Source organism: Paraburkholderia hospita (assembly GCF_002902965.1).
In the GTDB taxonomy this organism is placed as follows: domain Bacteria; phylum Pseudomonadota; class Gammaproteobacteria; order Burkholderiales; family Burkholderiaceae; genus Paraburkholderia; species Paraburkholderia hospita.
Map to the genome: position 1 here is coordinate 1,624,735 of NZ_CP026105.1, position 25,005 is coordinate 1,649,739.

Consider the following 25,005-nt stretch of genomic DNA (forward strand, 5'->3'; position numbering starts at 1 on the left):
GCGTCATCGACGAAAGCGCACTCAGACCCGTGCCGCATGAATGGGCACGGTGCAGCGCAAGCTACGGTCAGCGCCGCTCGCTGATTTCCGGCGCGATTGCCGCATGATTCAGCAGCGCGACGAGCGTCATGCCGCCCACCACGTTGCCCGCGAGCGTCGGCAGCAGGAAGCGGCCGAAGTAGTCGGCCATCGACGCGTCGCCCGCCAGCACCGCATACGCGACTTCCGTCGATCCCGCGATGATGTGCGACAGCTTCGCCACCGCGACCACCCACGTGATCAGCACGACGGTCAGCAGGCGCGCGGAGCGCGCGCTCGGCAGCAGCCACACCATCAGCGCGATCAGCCATCCGCCCAACACGGCGCGTATGAAGGTCGGAAAGGTATTGGCGGGACCGACGGCGGAGCGCGCCGTCTCGTCGAGCGCGTCGACGACGTCCGCTTCGAATACGCCGGGCAAGCGCAGCATCGCTGCAAAAGCCCACGAACTGAGCAGATTGCAGAACAGCACGACGATCCATAGGCGCAGCGCCTTCAGCAAGCAGTCGAGATCGCGCCGCGTCAGCACGGGCAGCACGACAGTCAGCGTGCTTTCGCTAAAGAGCTGCTGACGCCCCATGATGACGAGCACGAAGCCCGTCGTGTAGCCGAAGCTCGACACGAGATGCCGCCACGACGTATCGGGCAGGCCGGCCTGGAGAACGGCTGTCGTGAGAAACGAAAATCCCATCGACAGTCCCGCTGCCAGCGATGACCACACGAGCGCGATGACAGTGCGCTCCAGCGCGGCTTCGCCCTCTTCGCGCACGATCTCGTGCAGCATCAACGCGTGCGGCGCCGTGTGTTGCGCGGCCTGGTCCTTCTCGCCCGCATCCAGATGCGGTGATTCCGCACCGGCTTTTTCCGGGTGGTCGGGCGGCGTGGCACGATCGGTCGTGTCAGGATGTCGTTCGTGCTGGATGGTGTCTTTCGTCATGGCCGCTCGCTCGTACGCTGTATGCGCGCATCCATGGCAGTCGCAAAAACGGTGCCCGAAAAGCGAGGACATGTCCGCACTTTTTGTCGGACCAGCCTCGTGTCGAGCGACGAGGAGCGCCGTGCTACGATGAACGCGACCGTCATCTGCAACCGTCTGCAAGCGAGACCCAACGCGACATGGCAACCCTTTACGCGAAGCTTGGCGTGTCTCAAGACGCCACCTCGGAAGAGATCAAACGGGCGTACCGGAAGGCCGCGATGAAGTGGCATCCGGACCGCAACGCCGGACAGGAAGAGGTCGCACGCGCGGCCTTCCAGGAGATCAAGGACGCATACGCGCTCCTCTCCGACGACAATCAGCGCAAGGTCTACGACGCCGTCTACGCGCAGGAGATGCGCCAATATGAGGCGCTCGAAAGGCGTCAGCGCGAAGTCGAGGCGGCGCGGGCGCGCAAGGCCAAGGCCGAGGCGGAGGCGAAGTACACGCAGATGGTCGGCGTGGCAATGCGCTATGCCGACGAAGGCCATAACCGCGATGTGCTGTTCGGCGTGCTGCTCGGACGCGATTGCGACGCCGACGTGGCGCAGCGCATCGCCGATAGCGTGTGGGCCTTGCAGCAGTCGCGGCACGCAGCGCAGGCAGGTGAATCCGCTGATACGGCTGATGCCGATCGGGCGGACCCCGTCGCCACGGCTGCGTCATCACGCGAACCTGTTGCGGAAGACGCGCCTTCGCAACCTCAGCCCGCAGCAACGAAACACGACAAGCCTGCGCAGGAACCGCGCAGCGCGGGTCTGTTCGATTCGCTGTGGCAGGGCTTTTTCGGCATACGCTCATAGCGCGCCGCGATTTTCGCTTCACACCGCGTGCCATCCAATATGGCACGCTGGACTTACGCACGGACATGCTTCGATGAAAGACGCTTTTGAACGACGCGCGTTGCTGCTGCATCTCGGCGACGCGCTGCAAACCCTCTCCACGGCGCTCGCCGCCGACGCAAAACATCACACCGTGCATCATCTGCTGAACGCCCATCCGGAACTGGCCGCGCACGCATGGCTCACGACTGTCTCGCCGAAGATGAAGGCGGCGGAGTTTGCGAAACGCGCGAGCGCATCGTTTGCGGAATGGCCCGCGCTGCTCCTTGAAGAGCAGGTGGACTACACGCGCCTTGCGCTTGCCGTGCACGACCATCTGTTCGCGGACGATCGCGCCGGCTGGCGCACGTACGTCGACGCGATGAAGCGCGAGGTCGAATGGTTCGGCGATGCGCTGCGTTTCACGGAGGAACCCGTACAGGCCGCCGAAACGGCGCAGCCATCCGATGAAACCGACACGCGCACAAATGACGCCGACGTCGAGCGCGCCGGCGAGGGCAGCGATCCGCAGCGTGATAGCGTCGAGAGCAACGGAGGTTTGTATCCCACATGGCCGTGGAAGCCAGGCGCGTGATGTAGCAGGAACGACATCGCCTCGCGACAGCCGGTTTGATTCCGGCCATAGCGAGGCGATAGAAGATCACGCGTTCAATGACACAGCGCGCGATCGGACACTACGATCAGTAACCCCAGCGTTCACGTTGACGCTCGTGCCACGCATGCTCACGCCAGGCTTCGTGACGGCGCCACTCGCGTTCACGCCACTGATGCTCGCGCCATTCGCGGCGCTCGCGCCAGTCGTCGCCGTCGCCGTAGCCGTAGCCGACGGCAACGGGCGCGGGCGCAGCGTACACCGGCTGAGCGGGCACGATCATGCCCGGCACGCCGAGACCGACGGCGACGTCGACATGCGCCGAAGCAGCCGCCGAAGCCGCCAGCATCGCCACACCAATAGCTGCACCAAGCATCATCTTCTTCATTTTTTGCTCCCTGCGCATGGATGCGCGTCACTGAATTCGGCTTCAGTCTAGGGGCGCGTGTCGGACACAGGTGCTACAGCCGTGCGAGAAAAGTAACGCAGGGTAACAGCGTTCAGGCAGCGCTCAAGCCGCGCACAGTCTCGGCACGCGATGAAACTGGCGGTCGAAGTAGATGAGACTGTCACCGTCGGCGCACACGCGAATCTGCGTGGCCTCGACGAACATCACCGAGTGCGAACCCACTTCCTTCAGATCGACGATCGTTCCTTGCAGGCTCGCGAGCGCATCGCGCAGTACCGGCACGCCGTGCGGGCCTTCGTCCCAGATCGGCAGGCTGAAGCGCGCTTCCATCGGCAGTTGCGTGAGCCCGGCGAAGTGCCGCGCGAGCAGTTCGTGATGACCGGGCAGCACGTTGATGCAGACGTTGCGATTCCGCTCGAACACGGCATGCATCGCGCTCGAACGGTTCATGCAGACCAGCAGCGTGGGCGGCGCATCCGTCACGGAGCAGACCGCGCTCGCCGTGATGCCGCAGCGCCCGGACTCGCCGGACGTCGTGATGATGTTGACGGCCGCGCCCAGATGCGCCATCGCCTGGCGGAACTGCTTGCGCGCATCGTTGGGGTCGAGCATGGTCGGGCGTTGCATATCGGACATGTGAGTGGCTCCCTGCACGGTGGTCGCTGTGAATCGACCGCTTGAATCGACCGCTCGCCCGCGATGGTTGCGCGCACGACGATCCCATGCATCAAGCGTACGGCATGCGTCGCATGAAAAAAATCCGCGCGAGTGGCACGCGTGTTGGCACGCTTCCCGACCCGTCTAAAGGTTTTACCAGGTTGCATTCGAAACGCATCTGCGCATTGCGCGTTAGCCTGTGCTGTAACGCGATCAGGCCTGCAATAAAGGCTTTGCACGCGAATTTGCGCTGGTTATGATGAGCTTTCTCAAAATTAAACAGCTAACGCGTGGAGACAGCCGGTCAAACATACGGCGCGCGTTGCAGACAGGTTCAAGACATGAGTCCAGCCAGCAAGACCCCACCCATCCATTCGCCCGCGCCAGTCGTGTATATCGTCGATGACGACACTGGCATGCGCACATCGCTGGCGTGGCTGCTGGAGTCGGTCGGCGTGAAGTCGGAAGGGTTTGCGAATGCCGCGGATTTCCTGCGGGCATTCGACGCGAACGTACCGGCGTGTCTCGTGCTCGACGTGCGGATGCCGGAGACGAGCGGCTTCGACGTACAAGCTGAACTCAACGCGCGCGGTGCGACCTTGCCGATTATTTTCGTCAGCGGGCACGGCGACATTCCTATGTCCGTGCGCGCGTTGCAGAACGGTGCGATTGATTTCGTCGAAAAGCCGTACAACTCGCAGCAGATGCTCGAGCGCATCCAGCGCGCGATGAAACTCGCGGCGCAACGGCATGCGGCGGATCAGAAGCTTCGCGATCTGCGTCAACGGATCGAGTCGCTGACAGCGCGAGAAAAGGAAGTGCTGCGCGGCGTGCTGGACGGAAAGGGCAGCAAGCGCATTGCGTCGGATCTGTCGATCAGCGTGAAAACGGTCGACGTGCATCGCGCGAGCATCAAGGACAAGCTCGGGGCCACGTCTATCGCGACGCTGGTGCGCGATGTGATGGCCGTGTGGAGTCCGGGCGAGGGCGGGCGTGAATGATATCGAACGGCACGGCTTCAGTGAAAAGTGCCGTGCCGTTTCCTCAATGTTTTATCGCATGTAAAGCCCGCCGTTCACATCCCAGCACGCGCCGTTAGCGAAATATGCATCGCCCGATGCGAGCAGCACGGCGACCTGCGCCACATAGTCCGCCGAACCGAGACGCCCGCCGGGGATGCTCGAAATGACCTTGTCGAGTTTGTCGGCGGGCACGCTTTCGTGAACGATGGGCAGATCGAGCGGTCCCGGCGAGATGGCATTGACGGTCACGCCGTGCGCGGCGAGATCGCGCGCGAACACCTTGGTCAACGTGATCGCGCCGCCTTTCGCCGCCGCATAATGCGCGCCCGTTGCCGAGCCGCCATTCTGTCCCGCGAGTGAAGCGATATTGACGATGCGTCCCGCGCCGCGATCGGCGAAATACTGGCCGAACACCTGGCAGCCAAACAGCACGCTGCGCAGATTGATGTCGATCACCTGATCGAACTGGTCGGCGCTGATCTCCATCACAGGCACGACCTTCGACGCACCCGCGTTGTTCACGAGCACATCGACCTGCCCCCAACGCGCGATCAACGCATCGCGTGCGGCTTCGAAGTCCTGCTTGCGTGTGACATCGAGTGCGATCGCGCACGCGGTTTCTTGATGCGCGCTCAGTTCAGTGGCAAGCGCATTCGCGGCATCGAATGCGATATCGGCTAGTGCGACCTTGTAACCCTCGCTGTGAAAATGCTTCGCGACGACGGCGCCCAATCCGCGCGCCGCGCCCGTCACGATGACGACTCTGTTCGACATGAGCAATGATTCCTTCGCTGCGTGCGTCCACCTGAACGCACGCCGTTGATCTCAAGAGGCGGCAAGCGCCGCTTCGAAGTGCGCGGCGACAGCGCACACCTGTTCGTCCGCGCCTTTACGCCCGACAATCTGCAAGCCTGCCTTCATCGGCGAGCCTTCAATCGGGATCGGCAAGCTCAGCGCGGGATGCCCGCTCAGATTGAACGGACGGATCAGCGACGACATCGTGAGGACGGGCGTGCCGTTGCGCGCGGCTTCGATCGTGATTGGCAAGGTGGGCAAGGTCGGCAGTACCAAGACGTCGGCGTTCTCGAGTGCGCGATCGACGGCGGCCGTGAATGCGCGCCGCGCGTGCTCGGCAGCGTCGAGTTGCGCCTGGTTCGTTTGCACCGCTACGCGTAAGCGTGCGTCGACATCCGCGCCAAGCTTGCCCGTTTCGACGAGATGCGCGAATGCGCGCGCCGTTTCTACGTTGATGACGGCGAGGCCCGCTTCGAAGGCTTCTTTCAGGTGGTCCAGATCGATCGCGCGTGACGCAAAAGCCGCGATCTGCACCGCGCGCTCCACGCCCTGGCGGATGGCCGCATCTGCGTCGACGGAAACGATCGCGACGTTTGCGCTTGCGTTCACGCGTTTCGCTGCGTTCGTATCGAACGCGGGTGCGATAGCCGCCATTGCATCGACCAAGGTCGCGATATCGCGGGTGAACGGACCCACGCAATCGAGCGTGGATTCACGCGGCACGGCGCCTTTGCGTGACACGCGCCCGAACGTCGGCTTGAGTCCGATCACGCCGCAGCATGCGGCCGGTCCGCGAATCGAGCCGCCCGTGTCGGTGCCGAGCGCGGCATCGACGAGTTTCGCTCCGACTGCCGACGCCGATCCGCTCGACGAGCCGCCGGGAATCCGCGCGGCGTCCTGCGGGTTGACGGGCGTGCCCGTGTAGTCGTTGATGCCCGTCATGCCGAACGCGAGTTCGTGCATGTTGGTCTTGCCGGTGATACGCCAGCCCGCATCGAGCAGACGCTGGACGACTTCGGCATGCGCGGCGGCGGGCGGCGCGTCGGCGAGCGAGCGACTTGCACCCGTAGTCGGATAGCCGGCTACGTCGATCGAGTCCTTGATGGCGATGGTCGGGCCTTGCGCGGCAGGGTCCGCGCTCAGCGTGAATTCGCTGATGAATGCAGTCATGAGGTCGTGTCCTTGCGAGCGTTGACTTGCCAGGGCGCATCGAAGAGGCGCTCGGTGCGAAAGTGCTGGATCAGCCAGTTGCGGCCGTCCTGCGCGGGCACGAAGTCGATTTCGAGCCGCGCGGCGATCAGTTCGGCGCGCGCATCGACATAACCCGACGCCTGCAGCATGATCCAGCGGCCTTTCGCGCGCGCGCCGTCAACGGCGATCGTCTCCGACGTCAGGAAATGCACGTTGGTCGCGAAGTGCGGCACGGGGGGCAGATAACGCTGCAGCATTGCAAGGATAGCCTCATGCCCGCGCAGATGGCCAAACTTCTGCGTGTACTGCGGGCCGATGCCTTCCCAGATCGCGTCTTGCGTGAACAGCGCGGCAAGCGTCTCGCCGTCGAGCGTACCCGAGGGCACATCGCACAAGGCCATATAGCGCGCAATGGTCTTGCGGACCGCGTTTTCGGCTTCGAGCGACGCGACGCGGGCCAACAAGGCTTCAATCGTGTCCGATGGCAGGGTGATTGTGCTCATGGCTCAGGACGCGTTCTGCGCAGCAGGCGGCACCGTCAACGCACGTCCGACGCGCGCCTCGATCTTGCCGTAGCGCCACAGGTTGTATTCGCCGACGGGCGTCGTGCGGTACAGATTGCACACGGCCACGGCCGTGTCGAAATCGGCGACGTCGGCCATGATGTAGAACGTCCATGGCGCGCCATCCGACTGACCGACGACGAGCCGGTCGTCGTCCATCACGCCGAGCACACGCACGTTGTCCATCGCTTCGACGGCGGCCAGCATCTTGCCGTAGGCCTGCCATACCTCGCCGATCTTCTCGCGCGGCAAGTCGAAGAAATTCTGCGTGACGCCGCAGCAGAACAGCACACGCAACGGCAGCGAACGATTGTCAGTCATGAAACGAAACTCCCTTGAAAACAGGCCTGAAATGAAAGGTATCCAACGCAGTTACAGATAGCCGGGAATCGGCGGTACGCCGACGAACACGGCGCCCGCGCCGTCGTAGTTGCCTTCGCCGAGAAACGCGTGCTGCGTGACGACCATCGCGTCCCGCATCAGACGCTGCAGCGGATGCGAGCGATAGATCGCCATCGTGCCACCCAGCCGGTACGCGCGTCCCACCACGTCCGCGCCTTCGCGCGCGATCTGCGTGGCCGCGAGGCGCAGCAGGCTGACCTGATCGGGCGTCACGTCGTTGCCGGCGAGGATCGACTGCCACACTTCGTCCGTCGATTCGTAGAAGAACGCGCGCGCCGAGCGCAACTGCGCTTCGGCCTTTGCGAGTTCGATCCGGTAGTACGCGCGGTCGGCGAGTTGCGGCGCGCCCGTCGTCGTCTTGCGGCCGCCCGCCATCTGATTGGCGACATCGAGCGCCGAGCGCGCGAGACCAAGGTTCACGACGGCAAGCACCTGGGCCGCGTACGCGATGGTCGGATAGCGATACAGCGGTTCATCGACTGTCGGTGTTCCGCCGCGCACGAAGGTCCAGTCGTCGGCGACGAACTGGTCGCTGACGCGCAGATCGTGGCTGCCCGTGCCCTGCATGCCGACCACGTCCCAGTTCTCGACGATCTCGACCTGCGCGGGACGAAACACGGCGGTGCGCGGTTTGCCGGGTGCGCCTCCATCCTTGCCCACGCCGATACCGACACCGAGCCAGTCCGCGCCCTTGCAGCCGCTCGCGAATTTCCAGGTACCGTTCACGCGCCAGCCGCCGGGCGCGGGTTGCGCGGTCTGCACGGGAAAGAGGCCGCCAGCGAAGACCTGATCGGGGCCTGCCGCGTAGATCGCTTGTTGTGTCGCGAGCGGCAGCGCGGCGAGGTACACGTTCGCGCTGCCGAAGCTCGCGACCCATGCAGCCGAGCCGTCCGCGACCGCAATACGTTCGATCATCGCGAGGAATTCACCCGGTGCGCGTGCATCGCCGCCGAAGCGCCGAGGCGTGCCCGCGCGATAGATGCCGGCGCGCTTGAGCTTCGCGATCACATCGCGCGGCACGTGCGACAGCCGATCGAACTCGTCGCGACGCGCGGCGATTTCTTCGATCACCGCGTCGAGGGGCAAGGCATCGGCGGGTTCCGATTGCAGCGTGTGGACGTTGCTTGTGGCGAGGGCAGTGGCGGCTGACATGTCGATTCTCCTGAGCGCGTTTGACGTTATTGACGTTCAGGCCAGTCTAGAAATGCAAAAAGGCGGCAGCAATTGGGGCGCCGGTCCGCGTCTCCTGGTATCGACGCCCGCTCGCCTAAAGAAATCTTTAGACACGTGACAGATAAGGCCGATGTTATGGTTACACCTGCACTCCAGCCCCGTCGCTCGCGCATCATGAACTTTCCCGCCGAAGAAGATTTTCACCGTCTGCTCGACGCATTGACGCTGTGCGTGCTGCTGCACGACGCGCAGACGAAGGCGATCGTGTGGGCCAATCGCGCGGCTTGCGTCGCGTTGGGTTTCTCTCTCGATGAACTGCTGCCGCTCAAGGCGCCCGACATGACGCGTCCCGAGCCGAAGTACCGGCGCGAGATCGGCGTGGCCGCGATGGATCGCGCGATCACGCAAGGGCCGCAGGTGTACGAATGGTGTTACCGCTCGCGTGCGGGTATCGACATGTTGTCGGAAGCGATTGCGACGTATGTGCCGTTGCGCGAGCGTGCCGTCGTGATGGTGCAGTTCCGCGACATCAGCGAAGAAGAGGCGACGCGGCGCAAGCTGCGCCGCTATGAAACGCGCCTGCGCGAATTCATGCAGGATCTCGGCGAAGGCGTGGCGGTGCTGACGCCACGTGGCAAGCTCGAATACATCAGCGAGTCGGGGCGTCGCGTGCTGGGCGTGGGGCCGGGTGAAGCGCTCGGTGGCGTGTCCGACTACTGCACGCCCGCCGATCGCAACCGGCTCGTCACGCAGTTGCGGCACGCGACGAGCGAGCAGCCGACGCATGCGCAGCGCTACCGGATCAGGCGCCGCGACAGTGCGACGCGCTGGTTGCGCATCACGTGCCGGCGAGTTGCGATCGAAAACGACCTGAATGGCTTGCTGATTCACTTTCGCGACATCAGCGACGAGGTCGCGACGGAAGAAGCACGCCGCACGGAAGCGCGCATGCTCGAATATGCGGGCCGCTATAACGCAATGGGCGAGATGGCGACGGCCATTGCGCACGAGTTGAGTCAGCCGCTTGCCGCCGTGCGAAATTTCATCGAAGGCGCAATTCAGCGGCTGAGTCAGGGCAGCGTCGACTCCGCGATCTGGGGGCTGCGCAGCGCGGACCGTCAGGCCGAGCATGCGGCGCTCATCATCAAGAGCGTGCGTGAGTACATCGTCAAGCGCGAGCCGACTGAAACGCACACCGATCTGCGCGACATTCTCAGCGATGTCGCGTACTTTATCGAATTGCGCGCGAAAGAAGCAGGTGTGCGTGTGCAGATCGAACAGGCGAGCGAAGCATTGCCCGTGTTTTGCGAGCGCGTGCTGATCGGCCAGGTTATTTTGAATCTCGCGTTCAATGCGCTCGAAGCATTGACGGAAACGAAGGGCACGACGGGCGTCGTGACGCTCGCGACAGCGATGGCGGAGGGGCGCGCCGAATTGCGCGTGATCGACAACGGACCCGGCGTGCCCGCCGACGCGCACGAACGTCTCTTCGACGGGTTTTCTTCTTCGAAGGCGTGCGGCAACGGCATCGGCCTTTCGCTGTGCAAGAACATCGTCACGCGGCACGGCGGACGCATCTGGGCACAAGCGGCAGACGGCGGCGGACTCGAATGCCGCGTCGCGTTGCCACTTGAGCTCGCGCCCGCGCCCGATGCAGGCGTCTAGCTTCGTCTCAGCGTCCAAGCGAGCGGGCCGTCTGACCGCCAATGCCGAAGTCGGTGTTGGGAATGTCCTTGATCATCACGCGCGTCGCCTGAAGCGGCGCATCGAGCACGGCGGCGGCCGTTTCGGATAACGCGGCGATCAGCGCTTCTTTTTGCGCATCGGTGCGGCCGGCAATCAGGATCGCGACGATCACGGGCAGCGAAGGCGGCGCACCATGAGCCGCCGTTTTGCCGCCCAGGCCGAAATGCGTGCCGGGCATTTCGCTCAGCAGGATGCGCACGGCTTCGGCAGGCGCGCCGATCGCGGCGACCGTCGCTTGCGTGAGACCCTGGATCAGCGACGCTTTGCGCGCTTCGTCGTGTCCATGCGGCAGATAGACTTCAAGTGTAGGCATCGGGGTTCGCTCCTCGCGCACAGCGGCCTTGCGTAGCCGCTGCGCGCATCGCGCATCAAAGGATCACAGCAGGAAGCCGATCGCGCTCAACGCTTCCGTCGAGTCGATCAGGCGAATCACCTTTTCGACGAGTCGCGGTTCGCCCGTCGCGAAGCTGATCTTGTGCGTGAGATCGGCGGCGAAGATCGTCGACGCGCCGCGCTTGTACGCGACGATCACCTGCGCCGATTTCACTTCGACCACATCGGCGGCATTGCTCGTCAACGTGAAGCGCGACACCGTGCGTACGGTGCGTGCCGCATCGGAGGCCGAGGCCGAATAGCCGGACACCATGCGCTGCACACGCAGTTCGCGCATGTGCTGGTCGTCGTACGCGTAGTTGAGCGTCGCGGCAAAGTCGGTCGCCTGTGGACCGATCGGCACGACATAGAAGCCCGATGCGTCCCACAGTTCGAGCCACGCGCGATAGTCGCGGCGATCGAGCATCTCAGCTTCGCGCCAGATGAATTCGATGGCGCGCGCGAAGGTCTGTTGCGAGAAGAGTGCGTTGCGATCGTCCATCATGCCTGCTCCATCATTGCGCGCCACTGGCGATACGCTTCGCGCATGCCCGTTTCATCCGTTGCGTGTGCGGTCTTTTCGCCGTTCGCGGCCGTCGTTTCGCGATTCAATCCACGGTTGACGAGAATCGGCACTTCGGGGCCTGCATGTGAGCCGCGCTGCACGCGTTCCCATGCTTCCGCGTCATCGGGACTGCCGAAACCGAACGGGCCCTGGAAGTGTTCGTGAATGCGCAGGCGCACGCGATTCGCTTCATCGGGTCCGCCGTCCATTGCGAGCGCGACGTGGCGGATTTCCGTCTCTTCGGCGGAAATGGGGCGCAGCACGCGGAAGAACGCCATCGACAGCGCGAGGTTGGGGAACAGATTCAGGTTGAAGCCGACGCCCATCAGCGAGCGCACGATGCGCCGCACTTCTTCCGGCGTGTGACGTTCGGCGAGTTGCGCGGCCAGTTCGTTGAAGCGCTCGGGCAGCGGTGCGCCATCGTCCTTGTCGAGATCGACGAGTTCCGGCACCAGCACGGCGAGGCTGTGGCCGTTGCCGAGCGAGCGGCAGAATGCGTCATCGCTCGTCATGAAACTGGTGATGGCGGCCGCCGTTTCGTCGTCGATCGATTTCATCCACGACTTGTGCACGACCGGGAAGTGATACAGGTCCGTCGTGTTCTCGAGCTGGATTTTCCAGTTGCCCTTGAACTTGAACTTGTGTTCGCCATTGGCCTTGATCGGAAAGCCTGCGCCTTGCTTCATGAACAGATCGATCCACGGCTTCGCGCCGCCGAGAAAATCTTCGAGCGGTTCGACGTTCTCATCGAAGCTCGCGAAGATCAGCCCTTGATAGATGCCGACGCGCAGCTTCGCGAGCGGCAGGTCGCCTTTCTCGCACACGCCTTCGTAGCCGTCGCCATAGGGCAGCGCGCGCAGCGTGCCGTCGAGAGCATACGACCAGCTGTGATACGGGCACGTGAAGCCCTTCGCGTTGCCCTTGTGTTCTTCGCACACGGTCGCGCCGCGATGGCGGCAGCGGTTCTGTAGCACGTTCACCGCGCCCGTCTTGTCGCGCACGACGATCACGGGTTGCCGGCCGATCGTGGTGGTGCGGAAGTCGCCCGGGTTCGGCAGTTCACTTTCATGCGCGACCCAGACCCACGTCTTGTAGAAGATGCGTTCGAGTTCGGCTTCGAACAGGTTCGGATCGTAGTACAGCGAGGGCGCGATGCGATCGGCGTGGACGCGCTCGCGCAGCGTACTGGTGTCGATGGTTTGCCAGGTAGTGTCGCTCATCGGTGTTGTGTCGGGACGTGATTGTCGGAAGTGAAATCGAACGAAAGCGCACACAGGTGGTGTTTCTTTCGCGTTGACATCAGTCTCGCTTTGCACCGATCATGCGTCAAATCGATTAAAAATGTGCCGGCCAATAAGTCCGGCAAATAATCAAGACCCAGTCGGAAGCTCACCATGACCTCAATCGATCACGTCGATCTCAATCTGCTGCGCGTGTTTCAGGCGATCGTCGATGAACGCAGCCTCACGAAAGCAGGCGAACGTCTTGCGCTGTCGCAACCCGCCATCAGCTATTCGCTGGCGCGTTTGCGCACGTTGTTCGACGACCCGCTATTCATCCGCACGCGCTCGGGCATGCAGCCCACGCCGATCGCGCTGGAACTCGCAAGCATCGTGGGCCGCGCGCTCGATACGGTGCGCGAGGCGCTGCGTTACGCGGAGAGCTTCGACCCAGCGACGAGCACGCGCACGTTCCGGCTGTCGCTGTCGGATGCGGGAGAAATGGCTTATTTGCCTGCGATCTGCGAGGCGTTGCACGAGCGCGCGCCGCGCGTGAAGCTATCGGTCGAGCCGCTGCCCGTGGAAGAGATAGAAGATGCGCTGCGTTCCAGCAGGCTCGATTTCGCAATCGGCAATCTGCCGATGTTGATGGCGCGCACGCGCCATCAACTGCTATTCGAAGAGACGTATGTGTGTATGACGCGCAAGCGCCGCGGTCTGCCGGCAGGTTCGGCGTTGAGTCTCGAACATTTCCTGCAGGCCTCGCATGTGCAGGTCCGCTCCGTCGAGCACAGTCACCATGCGCTAGACGATGCGTTGCGCGCGCAAGGCGTGGGCCGCAACATCGTGCTGCAGTTGCCGCACTTCGTGGCGCTGCCTGGCGTGCTGGCTGTGACCGATCTGTTCGCGACGTTGCCGCAAAGGCTCGCAGGTATTCTCAACGGCAACGACGCGTTTCGCATCTACACGTTGCCTGTGCCGATTCCACAGGCCACCGTGACGATGCACTGGCACGAGCACTTCCACGAAGACGAAGGCATCGCGTGGATGCGCGATCTGATGGCCGAAATGGTGAAGCGCTTCGACAAGACGTAGCGTCAGAGGTCGAGCACGAGCACGGGCGAGCGGGAGCGCGACACGCAGCAGCAGATCACGCTGTTGCTCGCGCGTTCCGCCTTGCTCAGGCAATGATCGCGATGTTCGGGCTCGCCGCTCACCACGTCGACCATGCAGGTGCCGCATACGCCTTCGCCGCATGACGTGTCCACCTCGATGCCGATCGCAGCGAGTGCCTCGACGATCGAAGTCTTGCTGTCAACGCGCACGGTCTGACCGCTGCTGGCCAGTTGTACATCGAAGCTGTCGAGCGTGGCATCGCTGCCGGGCGCTTGGGGCTCGGCGGTGAAACGTTCGAGATGAATCGCATCAGCGGGCAGACGCGCTTCGCCCGCGGCGACCACGCGATCCATGAACGGCACCGGGCCGCATGTGTAGACGTGTGTGCCTTGCGGCACATCGGCAAGACACGCGGCGAGTTCGGCATCGAGCGCATCCGGCTCGATGCCCAAATGCACCTTCGCGTACGCGTCGAACGGAGCGCGCGAGAGCAGCGGAAGAAATGCCGCATGTTCCGCGCTGCGCGCGAAGTAGTGCAATTCGAACGGCACGTTCATCTTCTGCAGCCGATATGCCATTGAAAGCAGCGGCGTGATGCCGATGCCCGCGCCGATCAACACATGCTGGCTGGCGTTTTCAGCGAGGCGAAACAGATTGCGCGGCGCACCGATGGACAGTTCGGTGCCGATCTGCACGTCGTCGTGCAGCGAACGCGAGCCGCCGCGCGACTGCGTTTCTTTCTTGACGGCGAACAGATGCGTGTCACGGCAGTCGGGGTCGCCGCATAGCGAATATTGGCGCGTGACGCCCGAGGGACTCGTGACGTCGATGTGCGCGCCGGGTTCGTACGCGTCGAACGGCACGCCATCGAGGCGCGAAATGACGAATGAGCGGACGCCGTGTGCTTCGTCGCGCACGGCGTCGACGCGAACCTTGAACGATTGAGCTTGCATGGTGCGATCCAGTCTGTTGCAGTTGGCGGATTCGCATTCAGCTTAAGGTTCGCGTCTGGATCAGGCAAATCGATTAAAAATATTCGGATGCATAAGTCTGTTCGATAATACGTGACCGTGTGCTACCGGTTGACGTCCACCACGAGCCGCCCGCGGACCTTGCCGTCGAGCACGTCCGGTGCGGCCGCCAGCGCCTCCGCAAGGCTGATCTCCTTGACCATCGACGCCAGCCGCGCCGTGCTCAGGTCCTGCGCGATACGCTGCCATGCCTCGACGCGGCGCTCGTGCGGCGCCATCACACTGTCGATGCCCGCGAGCGTCACGCCGCGCAAAATGAAGGGCGCGACGGTGGCGGGGAAGTCCATCCCTTGCGCGAGTCCGCATGCGGCGACGATCCCGCCATACGCGGTGCCCGCGCAAGCGTTCGCCAGCGTGTGACTGCCGACGGCATCGACGGCAGCGACCCAGCGTTCCTTCGCGAGCGGCTTGCCCGGCCCGGACAATTCCGCGCGATCGATGATCTCCTGCGCGCCCAGTTCGCGCAGATAGTCCGATTCAGCAGGACGTCCCGTCGATGCGATCACGTGATAGCCGCGCTTCGCGAGCAGCATGATCGCGACGCTGCCGACGCCGCCTGCCGCGCCCGTCACGAGCACCTTGCCTTGCGCAGGCGTGACGCCGTGACGCTCGAGCGCGAGCACGCATAGCATGGCCGTGTAGCCAGCCGTACCGACGGCCATTGCGTCGCGTGAAGTCAGCGGGGCAGGCGTGCGCACGAGCCAGTCGCCGCTTACGCGCGCGCGTTGCGCGAGTCCGCCCCAGTGCTTTTCGCCGACGCCATAGCCGTTCAGGATCACGTGGTCGCCGGCTTTCCATTGCACGTGCTCGCTCGCTTCGACGATGCCCGCGAAGTCGATGCCGGGCACCAGCGGAAAGCTGCGCACGACGGGCGAGCGCCCCGTGATCGCGAGCGCGTCCTTGTAGTTGAGCGTCGACCATTCGACACGTACGGTCACGTCGCCTGCGGGCAGATTCGCTTCGTCGATGTCGGTGATGGACGCGCGGCTGCCGTTGTCCTGCTTCTCGATCAAGATGCCTTTCATGGTCCCGTCCGTTGAGTTCGCCTTGCGTGGGTGCCTATTAGTCTAGGCGAGTCCAGGCGAACGCGGGCCGTCTGGCCCGGCTTGCGGTGTTCAACAATACGGCGGGTCGTTGCTTTCGACGCGCGAGTGGGGGCGCCTTCAAAGGCGCGTTGAAGCGGAGTGTTGAGGCGGAGTGACGGCGCAATTGAACAAACGGCGGCGTGCCGTTTGTCTTTCATCGCATGAATGAGGCGTGCGCTAGCGTGTGTAGTAGCCGCGCTGCTGCATGCACTTCGAGTAAGCGGTCCAGTAACGGACCATCGGCGGCTCGGGCGGAGGCGGTGGCGGCATGGCCGCGAGCGAAGCCGCCGACGGCATGCTGGCCCCCGAAGCCGCGAGCGTGTCCGATGCGGGCGTCGCGCCCGAAGCCGCGAGCGTGCCCGAAGCACCCGATGCTGCTGCAACAGTCGACGGAACTGCGACCCCGCTCGCACCGCTTGCGGCCGTTGCGATGGCTGCCCCGCTTGCGCCCGCTGGCGCGGACGCCGCCATCGCGCCCGAGGCACCCATCGCGGAAGGCAACGGCGGATTGACAGGCGAGGGCGCAACGATAGGCCGCGGCGCAACGGCCGCCGCCTTGCCGGGTGGCGGCGGACGCTGCGACTCGTGCGCCATGTTCACTTTCGTCGTCTTGTTGGCATCCGCGTAGCACGCGGCGTTGTCGACGGCCTGTTGTCCCGGGCTCTGGCTGCGTCCCGGATAGGTCAACGGCTGCTGCGCAACGGATGCGCCGCTGACGACGAAAAGCGCGATTGCGGCATGGGCGAAGCGTGTCATAAGCGAGCGGACTCCCTGGCGAAGTCTTGGTCTTGTCGGCGCGGATGCGCGTCGCGAGGTACGCATGAAGCCATGACGTGCAACATGGCCATTGCGGCCAGTCAGGCCATCGCAGGCCGAAGGGTAGCTATTCCAGCATATCGCCTCACAGCGGCGCAGCACGCCAGAAGCACGCCATTCGTCGCCATTTTCCGTGCTGCAACGCGATATGGGTCATAGCATGATCAATGCAGCAGGCCAAACACGGCGACACCGTTGGTCGCGCCGACGTAGACCTTGCCGCGCGAGATCATCGGCGTGATGAATTTGTTGCCCGCGCCCCACTGGTCGCGGGTTCCCGCCTGATTGCTATTGTAGAGTTCGCTTGCGAGATTGGTCGCGTCGTACGCGTGCAGCGCGCCCGTCGTGCCGTTTTCCGCGGCCCACAGGATGGCGTTCGAGGTCCCGTTCGCCGATATCGCGGGGACGGCGCCCGGATAGGCGAAGGTCGTCGGACTCTTCGATGCAGCCGTGCTGGCAACCATCGCATTGGTGACGGGCAGCGCCTTGATGTTGTCGTTCAATGCGCCGTAGTAGACGGTGCCGTTGAAATAAGCGGGCGAGCCCCAGATGCCGCCTGCCAGCGTGCCCGTCAGCACCTGCCAGATGTTGTTCGCGCTCGCGTTGAATTTGCCCATCGCGTCGCGATCGACGACATAGATCTTGTTGTCCTTGCCCGCCGCTACCGCGAGATGCTTGATGGTGCCGTCGGCAGTCTTCTGATCGGGCAACAGCATCGCACCGCCCGAGCCGAAGTCGCCGTCTGCGTTCGCGAGCTGCACGACGTCGAGCGGCGCGAAGTAGTCGGTCACCTTGAGCGGGCTGGCCGACAGCTTCATGAACGAATTGCCGTAGTCGCTATCGACGGGGAAGCCGTTGACATCGAGCGTCGTGCCGAACGTGCCGTTGCCGTCCACCACATAGATGGACGTGCCGTCCGATGCCATGCCCGAGCCCGCCATCCACACCGATCCCTGATGGCCGTTCGGGGCGACGTTGACGACGCCTGTCTGCTGCAGCGTGTCGGCGCTATAGCTCATGATCCAGCCCGTGTAGGCGCCGCCCATGCAATGCGCCAGCCCATGAAGATGTTGCCGTTCACGAGCGTCAACGCGACGCGCTCCGTATGCAGCGAAGGATCGAACGTCAGCACACCGTTGACGCTGTTGCCGCCCGTGCCTTGCGCGGTCGCCGCGATTTCGGCCGGGCCGCCGAAGAGTTCGGCGCCGCTCGCGAGATCGAGTGCATGCAGGCGGTGATGAAGACCACCGCTTGCATCCTTCGTCATCGCGACCGCGTACAGCACGCCATTCGAGCCGCGACTGCGGTCGATGACGGGCGTCGACGTAATGCCGATTTCCGGCGTGATGTCATTGCAGCCGCGATTGTCGCTGGGTGTTTCGTTCGCGCCCGTCAGCGAGACCTTCCACAATTGCGCGTAGTTGTCGGCGTCGTACGCGTAGACGCTGTTGTGCTCCGTCACGACATAGATCACGTTGTGCGTCGTGCCGTTGATCGACAGGCTAGTGACCGACAGCGGCTGGCCGTCCACCTTGCCGTCGGCAGGCAGAAACGCGAGTTTGCCGAACGTTGCCGAATTCACGTTGGACGGTGTGAGCGTCGTCTCGGCGAGCATTTGACCGGTGCGTGCGAGATCGTTGTGATGTGTCAGCACGTCGGTGGCGACTGACGCTGTCGGTGCTGCGCTGCCGCCCGAGCCCGATGTGCCGCTGCCTGAGCCTGATCCTGTGCCGCTAGTGCCGGCGTTACTGGCGCTCGCATTGTCAGACGAGCCGTTACCGCATGCCGTGCAAAATAGCGAGAGCGTCAGTGCGACGGCGGCCTTGCTGACGCGCGAAAGCGTGCGAGCCGTATCGCTCGTCGGAGAGGCGAGGGATGCTGGCAGCTGTCGATGCATGCTCGTCTCTCCCCACGCCCCAATGAGCGTGCTCGCATGGAGGCATGCGCGTTTTCGCTGTTCTTTGCGGCGCTTGCCAGTCTCTCCATGGTAAGAACGACGGCGCAAGGTCAAGCGACATCGCTTCGTTTCTTTCCGCCAGGCAGCGGCTTTTCTCGCGATGGCCTAATGACGGCGCTCGGGAAAGCTAGTGCTGCCGATAGACTTGCGAGTCGTCGCTCGCGGGCAATGTGGCGGGACTCTCGGGTGGAGACCAGGCCTGAACGGTGGGAAGAGGCGTGTGCTGCACGGGCTTCGAGGCTGTTTTGACTGGCGTGCGTCGCGCCGCGACAATGGTCGTGGTGGCCTTTGCCGGCGGCGTCTTGCTGGCGACCTTCACCGGCTTGCGCGGACTTTGCGCGTTCGCTTGCACACAAGGAGAACGCGTGCCGCACGCGGCATTCGCCTGCTTCGTGCTGGTTCGGCGTTCCTGTTGTGCAGCCGTCGTGCTGGGAGCGCGCGTGGGAGCGACGCTGGCGAGCTGCCGCGTGCGTGGTGCGGGTTGAGGCAGCGGCGGCGCAAGTGGCTTTGCCGCAAGCTGTTTCGTCTGTTTCGCCGGCGTCTTGCCTGGCGTTTTGGCTGGCGACGCGGGTGGAGACACGGGCGCCGTCTTTACCGGCAAGCTCGGCGTGCTGCTAGCGAGCGTGCTGCTGTGCGCGTTTGCGGACTGATGAGCGGCGGCGCCCGCCATGACGGCCGTATCGGTTGCGTCGCGGCTGCGCAGCGCTTCGATCTGGTCTCGCAGGGTCCGCGCGAGTTCCTGCGTGCGATCGGCGATCGTCGGTCGATCGTGACGCGGCATCGCGCGCAGTTCGTTCTGGGTGACGATGCGGCGCAAGCGGCTTTGCATCGCATCGCGTTGCGTCAGCGTAATGTACGTGCCGAATGCAATCGCGAAGCCTAGCAGCACGACAGCGGCGCCCGTGCTCAACTTCCAGTCGGGCGTACCCACTGATGTAGGCGCAGCGATACGGCGCGGCCTTGGCCTGATGCGCCTGAAAAGTGGCGGATAAGTCGGTAACGGGTCGGGCGCACCATCTGCCGCCCGGTTCGCGCTTGCATGAGGCACTGAAGCGTCGAGAGGAAATAGCAGATCGCGCGGCGGCGCAGGATGGTCTCGCTGCGCCCCAAGTTTTGTCTCCTGCGTCGTGTCGCATTGCTCGTGCGGCGGCACTGGACGCTTGCGAATCGTGTCCATGGACAGACTCCCATGCCGGCACGCGTGACGGCATCGCACATTCTTCTCGTTGGCAACCATCGTGCGTAGGACATCGCCTTTACGACGCAATGCGTCGCACGTAATCGCAATGGTCGCTATGCAATATGAGTCAGCTTTCGCGAGAGGTCAATAAAACTCGGCTATTCGGTTGAAAAAAGCCGGTGTGCGTGTATGTGAAGCGCGACAAATGGATTGGATTTCGCGAATTGGGCAAGCAAATCGCCAATCGCAACTGATTCAGACGATTCGGAAAATCGCCAGAAAAGAATTCATTGTGCGATGCGCGCCTTTTGAAAATAGAAAATAAATCGGCAAAAAACCATCTAGCTGTTTTGCGCCATTCATATATCCCTATTTAAAGGTCATTGAAAGATCACGCAATTTTGACCTGTGAAACGTGCGTCACGTGCAAGTTTAATGCGGTGCTTATCATCGTGCGAATGTAATCGCATAAAATGCATGCGATAAATCTTCATACGTTACAAAAAGTTACCCCGTTTCAGCAGACGTAAGCATTTTCGTTCGGTACGATTCGGCCTTGCAAAAAGAGTCTGGATAGTGGGATGTTTTTGTGTGAAGGCTGGAAAGGCCGCCACACGGTGCTCCCCGGTTTAAAGCTGATTAATGGTCGCGTATATCGCGTTATTAATCAGACATTATCCCGATCTGCTTTGCAGTTACATCTGGTTGCAATCGGTTGAGCACGGCCTCACTCGCACTGAAAAAGCTGCGGGCATGCAGGAAACGCGCTGCTCCAAATTACCGGCACCCCGGGCGCACCGGCAGTCGACGCAGTAAGAACGACTCCGCGTGCAAGACAGCCAACCCAGAAATCCAGCGTACGCGTGCGGGCATTTTTGCCAGGCGTTTTCGGACGGATTTCGATTGCCCATTCGTACTTCCATGAAAGCCAATTTACTTCTTGTTTCGTCATCGATAGCGGTCCTTCTCGCGGGCTGTGGTGGTGGCGGCGGCAGCGACCCGGTCGGCGCATCGGCCAATAGCGGTTCTCAAACGTCCGCGATGTCCGCCGCCAATGCGACGGCCAACGGCAACACCACGGGCAACATCAGTTGCGTATCGCCTTCGACGGCGAGCGCGTCGGCAGGTGGCCCGCTGATTTCCGCCGATACGGCGAGCAGCGACGGCACGCGCATGTTTGCGTCGGGCGCGAGTTTCCCGCTTGTGTTCACGACGAACGCGAGCAACGCCGACACGCTGAACTGGTCGATCAACGATACGACGGGCCGCGTCGCGGCTAGTGGCAGCTTCGCGGTGCCGGGTGGCGCAGCGACGACGACCCTGACCTGCAATTCGACACTCGCGGGCTACTTCGCGGTGGCCGCCAGCCTGAAGGCGGGCGGTGGCGCGTTGCCGCAAGCCGGCACGCGTCCCACGGGCATCGCCACGTTCGGCGTGATTCCGAACCTGAGTGGCATCGTGCCCGCCGTGACGTACACGAAGCAGGAGCAGCACCGCTTCGGCATGCAGGGTGAAAACGATCGCGCAGCGGTGCTCGCTGGCCTCGGCATCACGCAGACGATCGACGACCGCCAGATGTCGGTGATGGAGCCGAATGGCGCGAACACCTTCAATCCGTCGGCGAACAATCTCGACTCGTTCTATACGTCGGGCAACGTGATGCGCCTGATCCGTCTGGATGGCACGCCCGGATGGGCGTCGAAGTCGGGTGGCGTCGAGGATTTCACGACCTTGCCGAAGGACATGTCGTACCTGCAGAACTACATGAGCCGCGTCGGCACCGAGTCGAACGCGATTCGCCTCAAGTACTTCCCGACGCAGTCGGCGAACTACTATCAGGTGACGTGGGAGCCGAATCAGTTCTGGACGGATACGGATGCCAATTTCGTGTCGCTGTACCAGTCGGTCTATCAGGGCATTCACTCGACCGATCCGGGCGCTGTCGTGATGGGTCCGGCGGACGCGTTCCCGAGCCTCACGAACAACCGTCTGCAACGCATTGCTTCGCTGGGTTACGGCAAGTACATCGATGGCGTGGCGACGCACGGCTACTACGATGCGGGCACGTCGCCTTCGCATCCGCCTGAGCGTCTCGCAACCGACCCCGTCGCCGCGAATGCAGCCAACGCGCTCAACAACTCGATGCGCACGCTGCGCACGACAATGCTGAACCAATACCGCTCGGGCATGAAGCTGTATCAGACGGAAGTGGGTATCAGCTATGACCTCGGTTCGCAGTACGGTCCCAACTATCCGACGGGTAATGTGCTGTTCGCGCAGGGCGCCGTCGTCGCGCGTACGCACATCATCCTGCTCGGCGAAGGCGCGGACGTTTCGTACGTGTTCTACGGTGCGGACTATCCGGGCGAAGTGGGCTATGGCACGTTCTTCGATCTGTCGAACGCGCAAGGCTCGTTCGGTGCGAGCAATATCAGCCCGAAGCCGGCCGCCATGGTCGTGAGTGCGATGTCGCGCATTCTGGATGGCACGAATACGCTTGGCCCTGTGAAGAACACGCCGTCGGGTGTCTATGCTTATTCGTTCCAGCAGGTCAACAATGGATCGGTGATCACCGCCTTGTGGACCCACAACAACGATGCGTGGAGTGCAGGCGCGGGCTTCAGCTCGACGTATAGCGCGGCCTACAGCCTTGCAGTCGATGCGCCGGGCACGAGCGGCACGGTCAAGGTGCTCGACATGATGGGCAACCCGATGACGCTGAACTACACGAACGGCACGCTGAAGCTGAATCTGACGGAAGCGCCCGTTTATGTGGTGTCGAAGAATGCGAGCGTCGCGAAGAGCAACGTGAACCCGCCGCCGGGTTACGTCGGTTCTTGAGTGAAGCGGCGCATGCGGGTAGCGGACTTGACGCTCCCCGCCGAGCCGGTAGTACTTTTGAGAAAAGCGCGCGGGTGTTCCGCGCGCTTTTTCGTTTCTGTGATTTGCGTTGTGTCCGGCGCAGGAATCTTCTCTGCAAAAGTGTGCTAAGCCTTTGATTGAATAGGCGAGTACATTGCAATTGCGAATAGATGCGCGTGCCTAAGAAAGTGGCATCGCAAACTTTTCGTAGATCGTGCGAAATAAGTGCTTGACAGTCCCCTGGGGGTTACGCATAATTCGGCCTCTCCAAACGACGGAGACGCAAGAAAGCAGCAGGAAACAGCGGCTTTTTAGCGAATGTTCTTTAACAATCAACAGCCGATAAGTGTGGGTGCTCGATGGCGGCGCGCGGTGATCTTCGGGTCACTGAATAGCGAAAGTAATCGAGTCTCACACGGAAGTAATTGAGGAAGGTTCGACGGATTGAGAAATTCGACCGAATCATTCGTCAGTGATTTTGAGTGAGCGACCGGTTGGTAAAACAACCGAAAAACAGTAACAGGTTTGAACTGAAGAGTTTGATCCTGGCTCAGATTGAACGCTGGCGGCATGCCTTACACATGCAAGTCGAACGGCAGCACGGGGGCAACCCTGGTGGCGAGTGGCGAACGGGTGAGTAATACATCGGAACGTGTCCTGGAGTGGGGGATAGCCCGGCGAAAGCCGGATTAATACCGCATACGATCTCTGGATGAAAGCGGGGGACCGAAAGGCCTCGCGCTCAAGGGGCGGCCGATGGCAGATTAGCTAGTTGGTGGGGTAAAGGCCTACCAAGGCGACGATCTGTAGCTGGTCTGAGAGGACGACCAGCCACACTGGGACTGAGACACGGCCCAGACTCCTACGGGAGGCAGCAGTGGGGAATTTTGGACAATGGGGGCAACCCTGATCCAGCAATGCCGCGTGTGTGAAGAAGGCCTTCGGGTTGTAAAGCACTTTTGTCCGGAAAGAAAACCGCTTCTCTAATACAGGGGTGGGATGACGGTACCGGAAGAATAAGCACCGGCTAACTACGTGCCAGCAGCCGCGGTAATACGTAGGGTGCGAGCGTTAATCGGAATTACTGGGCGTAAAGCGTGCGCAGGCGGTTCGCTAAGACCGATGTGAAATCCCCGGGCTTAACCTGGGAACTGCATTGGTGACTGGCGGGCTAGAGTATGGCAGAGGGGGGTAGAATTCCACGTGTAGCAGTGAAATGCGTAGAGATGTGGAGGAATACCGATGGCGAAGGCAGCCCCCTGGGCCAATACTGACGCTCATGCACGAAAGCGTGGGGAGCAAACAGGATTAGATACCCTGGTAGTCCACGCCCTAAACGATGTCAACTAGTTGTCGGGTCTTCATTGACTTGGTAACGAAGCTAACGCGTGAAGTTGACCGCCTGGGGAGTACGGTCGCAAGATTAAAACTCAAAGGAATTGACGGGGACCCGCACAAGCGGTGGATGATGTGGATTAATTCGATGCAACGCGAAAAACCTTACCTACCCTTGACATGTACGGAACCTTGCCGAGAGGTGGGGGTGCCCGAAAGGGAGCCGTAACACAGGTGCTGCATGGCTGTCGTCAGCTCGTGTCGTGAGATGTTGGGTTAAGTCCCGCAACGAGCGCAACCCTTGTCCCTAGTTGCTACGCAAGAGCACTCTAGGGAGACTGCCGGTGACAAACCGGAGGAAGGTGGGGATGACGTCAAGTCCTCATGGCCCTTATGGGTAGGGCTTCACACGTCATACAATGGTCGGAACAGAGGGTTGCCAAGCCGCGAGGTGGAGCCAATCCCAGAAAACCGATCGTAGTCCGGATCGCAGTCTGCAACTCGACTGCGTGAAGCTGGAATCGCTAGTAATCGCGGATCAGCATGCCGCGGTGAATACGTTCCCGGGTCTTGTACACACCGCCCGTCACACCATGGGAGTGGGTTTTACCAGAAGTGGCTAGTCTAACCGCAAGGAGGACGGTCACCACGGTAGGATTCATGACTGGGGTGAAGTCGTAACAAGGTAGCCGTATCGGAAGGTGCGGCTGGATCACCTCCTTTCCAGAGCTTCGCGTCTCAAAGTTGAGCGCTCACACTTGTCGGCTGTTAATTGAAGACAGGCTCAGGGGTCTGTAGCTCAGTCGGTTAGAGCACCGTCTTGATAAGGCGGGGGTCGATGGTTCGAATCCATCCAGACCCACCAGCGTCTTGTCTGCGGTGGCTGACTGAAGATTCTCCTGTGTACTGTATGACTGGGGGATTAGCTCAGCTGGGAGAGCACCTGCTTTGCAAGCAGGGGGTCGTCGGTTCGATCCCGTCATCCTCCACCAATTCCCAATGCACAGTGTTCTGCAGAACGCAGAAGACTTCGCATTGGCAATTGAGCCAGTCAGTGAA

Annotated in this window: 21 protein-coding genes, 2 tRNA genes, 1 rRNA gene and 1 pseudogene; 9 read left to right on the plus strand and 16 right to left on the minus strand. The window is 62.3% G+C overall.

Going from position 1 to position 25,005, the window contains the following annotated elements; genetic code table 11:
* Positions 1–67: 67 nt before the first annotated feature.
* Positions 68–976: a formate/nitrite transporter family protein gene (locus tag C2L64_RS07280; protein ID WP_007744562.1), complete on the minus strand. Its 909-nt coding sequence runs from the start codon at positions 974–976 to the stop codon at positions 68–70.
* 179 nt (positions 977–1,155) lie between these two features.
* Here C2L64_RS07280 and C2L64_RS07285 point away from each other — a divergent pair, with 179 nt between their 5' ends.
* Together C2L64_RS07285 and C2L64_RS07290 are read left to right on the plus strand one after the other, a co-directional pair.
* Positions 1,156–1,818: a J domain-containing protein gene (locus C2L64_RS07285; protein ID WP_086910199.1), complete on the plus strand. Its 663-nt coding sequence runs from the start codon at positions 1,156–1,158 to the stop codon at positions 1,816–1,818.
* Positions 1,819–1,891: 73 nt separating this feature from the next.
* Entirely contained in the window at positions 1,892–2,431 is a 540-nt protein-coding gene (locus tag C2L64_RS07290; protein WP_007744553.1) for a hypothetical protein, read from the plus strand.
* A gap of 106 nt (positions 2,432–2,537) precedes the next feature.
* Here the strand turns inward: C2L64_RS07290 and C2L64_RS07295 are convergent, their stop codons facing one another.
* Positions 2,538–2,837, minus strand: coding sequence for a hypothetical protein (locus C2L64_RS07295; protein ID WP_090836046.1), 300 nt, complete (start codon positions 2,835–2,837; stop codon positions 2,538–2,540).
* A 123-nt stretch (positions 2,838–2,960) separates the two neighbouring features.
* Positions 2,961–3,494 (minus strand): 4-hydroxyphenylacetate 3-monooxygenase, reductase component, encoded by a 534-nt coding sequence (hpaC, locus tag C2L64_RS07300; protein ID WP_090836047.1) that lies wholly within the window; start codon positions 3,492–3,494, stop codon positions 2,961–2,963.
* A 389-nt stretch (positions 3,495–3,883) separates the two neighbouring features.
* Here hpaC and C2L64_RS07305 point away from each other — a divergent pair, with 389 nt between their 5' ends.
* Complete coding sequence (locus C2L64_RS07305; protein WP_176133866.1) at positions 3,884–4,516, plus strand: response regulator transcription factor; 633 nt, start codon at positions 3,884–3,886, stop codon at positions 4,514–4,516.
* Between the two features lie 51 nt (positions 4,517–4,567).
* Here C2L64_RS07305 and C2L64_RS07310 read toward each other — a convergent pair whose 3' ends face one another.
* Genes C2L64_RS07310 through C2L64_RS07330 form a run of 5 tightly spaced genes read right to left on the minus strand, consistent with a single transcriptional unit; the run spans position 4,568 to position 8,640 of the window.
* Positions 4,568–5,311, minus strand: a complete 744-nt coding sequence (locus C2L64_RS07310; RefSeq protein WP_090836049.1) for an SDR family NAD(P)-dependent oxidoreductase — start codon at positions 5,309–5,311, stop codon at positions 4,568–4,570.
* Between the two features lie 51 nt (positions 5,312–5,362).
* A complete protein-coding gene (locus C2L64_RS07315) occupies positions 5,363–6,502 on the minus strand; it encodes an amidase (protein WP_090836050.1) in 1,140 nt (379 codons plus the stop codon).
* Positions 6,499–7,026, minus strand: a complete 528-nt coding sequence (locus tag C2L64_RS07320; protein ID WP_007586997.1) for a nuclear transport factor 2 family protein — start codon at positions 7,024–7,026, stop codon at positions 6,499–6,501. Before C2L64_RS07320 ends, C2L64_RS07315 begins: the two co-directional genes overlap by 4 nt.
* 3 nt (positions 7,027–7,029) lie before the next feature.
* Positions 7,030–7,407 carry a hypothetical protein gene (locus C2L64_RS07325; RefSeq protein ID WP_007586999.1) on the minus strand — a complete coding sequence of 126 codons (378 nt, stop codon included), beginning with the start codon at positions 7,405–7,407 and terminating at the stop codon, positions 7,030–7,032.
* Positions 7,408–7,458: 51 nt separating this feature from the next.
* Entirely contained in the window at positions 7,459–8,640 is a 1,182-nt protein-coding gene (locus tag C2L64_RS07330) for an acyl-CoA dehydrogenase family protein (protein WP_086910202.1), read from the minus strand.
* Between the two features lie 195 nt (positions 8,641–8,835).
* On the opposite strand from C2L64_RS07330, the gene C2L64_RS07335 reads away from it, so the two are divergent.
* Positions 8,836–10,326, plus strand: coding sequence for a PAS domain-containing sensor histidine kinase (locus C2L64_RS07335; protein WP_090836051.1), 1,491 nt, complete (start codon positions 8,836–8,838; stop codon positions 10,324–10,326).
* A gap of 7 nt (positions 10,327–10,333) precedes the next feature.
* Here the strand turns inward: C2L64_RS07335 and C2L64_RS07340 are convergent, their stop codons facing one another.
* The 3 genes from C2L64_RS07340 to C2L64_RS07350 all read right to left on the minus strand — a co-directional run bounded on the left by C2L64_RS07340 (position 10,334) and on the right by C2L64_RS07350 (position 12,564).
* On the minus strand, positions 10,334–10,720 hold the full coding sequence (locus C2L64_RS07340; RefSeq protein WP_007587004.1) for a tautomerase family protein: 387 nt from the start codon (positions 10,718–10,720) through the stop codon (positions 10,334–10,336).
* Between the two features lie 63 nt (positions 10,721–10,783).
* A complete protein-coding gene (locus C2L64_RS07345) occupies positions 10,784–11,284 on the minus strand; it encodes an aromatic-ring-hydroxylating dioxygenase subunit beta (protein ID WP_090836052.1) in 501 nt (166 codons plus the stop codon).
* The gene (locus C2L64_RS07350; protein WP_007587012.1) at positions 11,281–12,564 is read right to left on the minus strand and encodes an aromatic ring-hydroxylating oxygenase subunit alpha; all 1,284 of its coding nucleotides are present in this window, start codon (positions 12,562–12,564) and stop codon (positions 11,281–11,283) included. The genes C2L64_RS07345 and C2L64_RS07350 overlap by 4 nt, the downstream gene beginning before the upstream one ends.
* Before the next feature lie 174 nt (positions 12,565–12,738).
* Between C2L64_RS07350 and C2L64_RS07355 the strand changes: the two genes are divergently transcribed.
* On the plus strand, positions 12,739–13,659 hold the full coding sequence (locus C2L64_RS07355; protein WP_007587013.1) for a LysR family transcriptional regulator: 921 nt from the start codon (positions 12,739–12,741) through the stop codon (positions 13,657–13,659).
* A gap of 2 nt (positions 13,660–13,661) precedes the next feature.
* On the opposite strand, the gene C2L64_RS07360 is transcribed toward C2L64_RS07355, so the two are convergent.
* The 5 genes and pseudogenes from C2L64_RS07360 to C2L64_RS07380 all read right to left on the minus strand — a co-directional run bounded on the left by C2L64_RS07360 (position 13,662) and on the right by C2L64_RS07380 (position 19,746).
* Positions 13,662–14,633, minus strand: a complete 972-nt coding sequence (locus C2L64_RS07360) for a PDR/VanB family oxidoreductase (protein WP_090836053.1) — start codon at positions 14,631–14,633, stop codon at positions 13,662–13,664.
* Positions 14,634–14,755: 122 nt separating this feature from the next.
* Positions 14,756–15,736: an acrylyl-CoA reductase (NADPH) gene (acuI, locus tag C2L64_RS07365; RefSeq protein ID WP_090836054.1), complete on the minus strand. Its 981-nt coding sequence runs from the start codon at positions 15,734–15,736 to the stop codon at positions 14,756–14,758.
* Positions 15,737–15,973: 237 nt separating this feature from the next.
* Positions 15,974–16,552, minus strand: a complete 579-nt coding sequence (locus tag C2L64_RS07370; protein ID WP_090836055.1) for a hypothetical protein — start codon at positions 16,550–16,552, stop codon at positions 15,974–15,976.
* Positions 16,553–16,776: 224 nt separating this feature from the next.
* Positions 16,777–18,509 (minus strand): annotated as a pseudogene (locus C2L64_RS07375) (pyrrolo-quinoline quinone).
* 187 nt (positions 18,510–18,696) lie between these two features.
* Positions 18,697–19,746, minus strand: coding sequence for a hypothetical protein (locus tag C2L64_RS07380; RefSeq protein ID WP_090836056.1), 1,050 nt, complete (start codon positions 19,744–19,746; stop codon positions 18,697–18,699).
* A 924-nt stretch (positions 19,747–20,670) separates the two neighbouring features.
* Between C2L64_RS07380 and C2L64_RS07385 the strand changes: the two genes are divergently transcribed.
* From C2L64_RS07385 to C2L64_RS07400, 4 genes are all read left to right on the plus strand, one after another.
* Positions 20,671–22,590, plus strand: coding sequence for a hypothetical protein (locus tag C2L64_RS07385; protein ID WP_086908821.1), 1,920 nt, complete (start codon positions 20,671–20,673; stop codon positions 22,588–22,590).
* A gap of 548 nt (positions 22,591–23,138) precedes the next feature.
* A 16S ribosomal RNA gene (locus tag C2L64_RS07390) occupies positions 23,139–24,669 on the plus strand.
* Between the two features lie 65 nt (positions 24,670–24,734).
* A tRNA-Ile gene (locus C2L64_RS07395) sits at positions 24,735–24,811 on the plus strand.
* Positions 24,812–24,862: 51 nt separating this feature from the next.
* Positions 24,863–24,938: transfer RNA gene (locus tag C2L64_RS07400), tRNA-Ala, on the plus strand.
* Positions 24,939–25,005 lie beyond the last annotated feature (67 nt).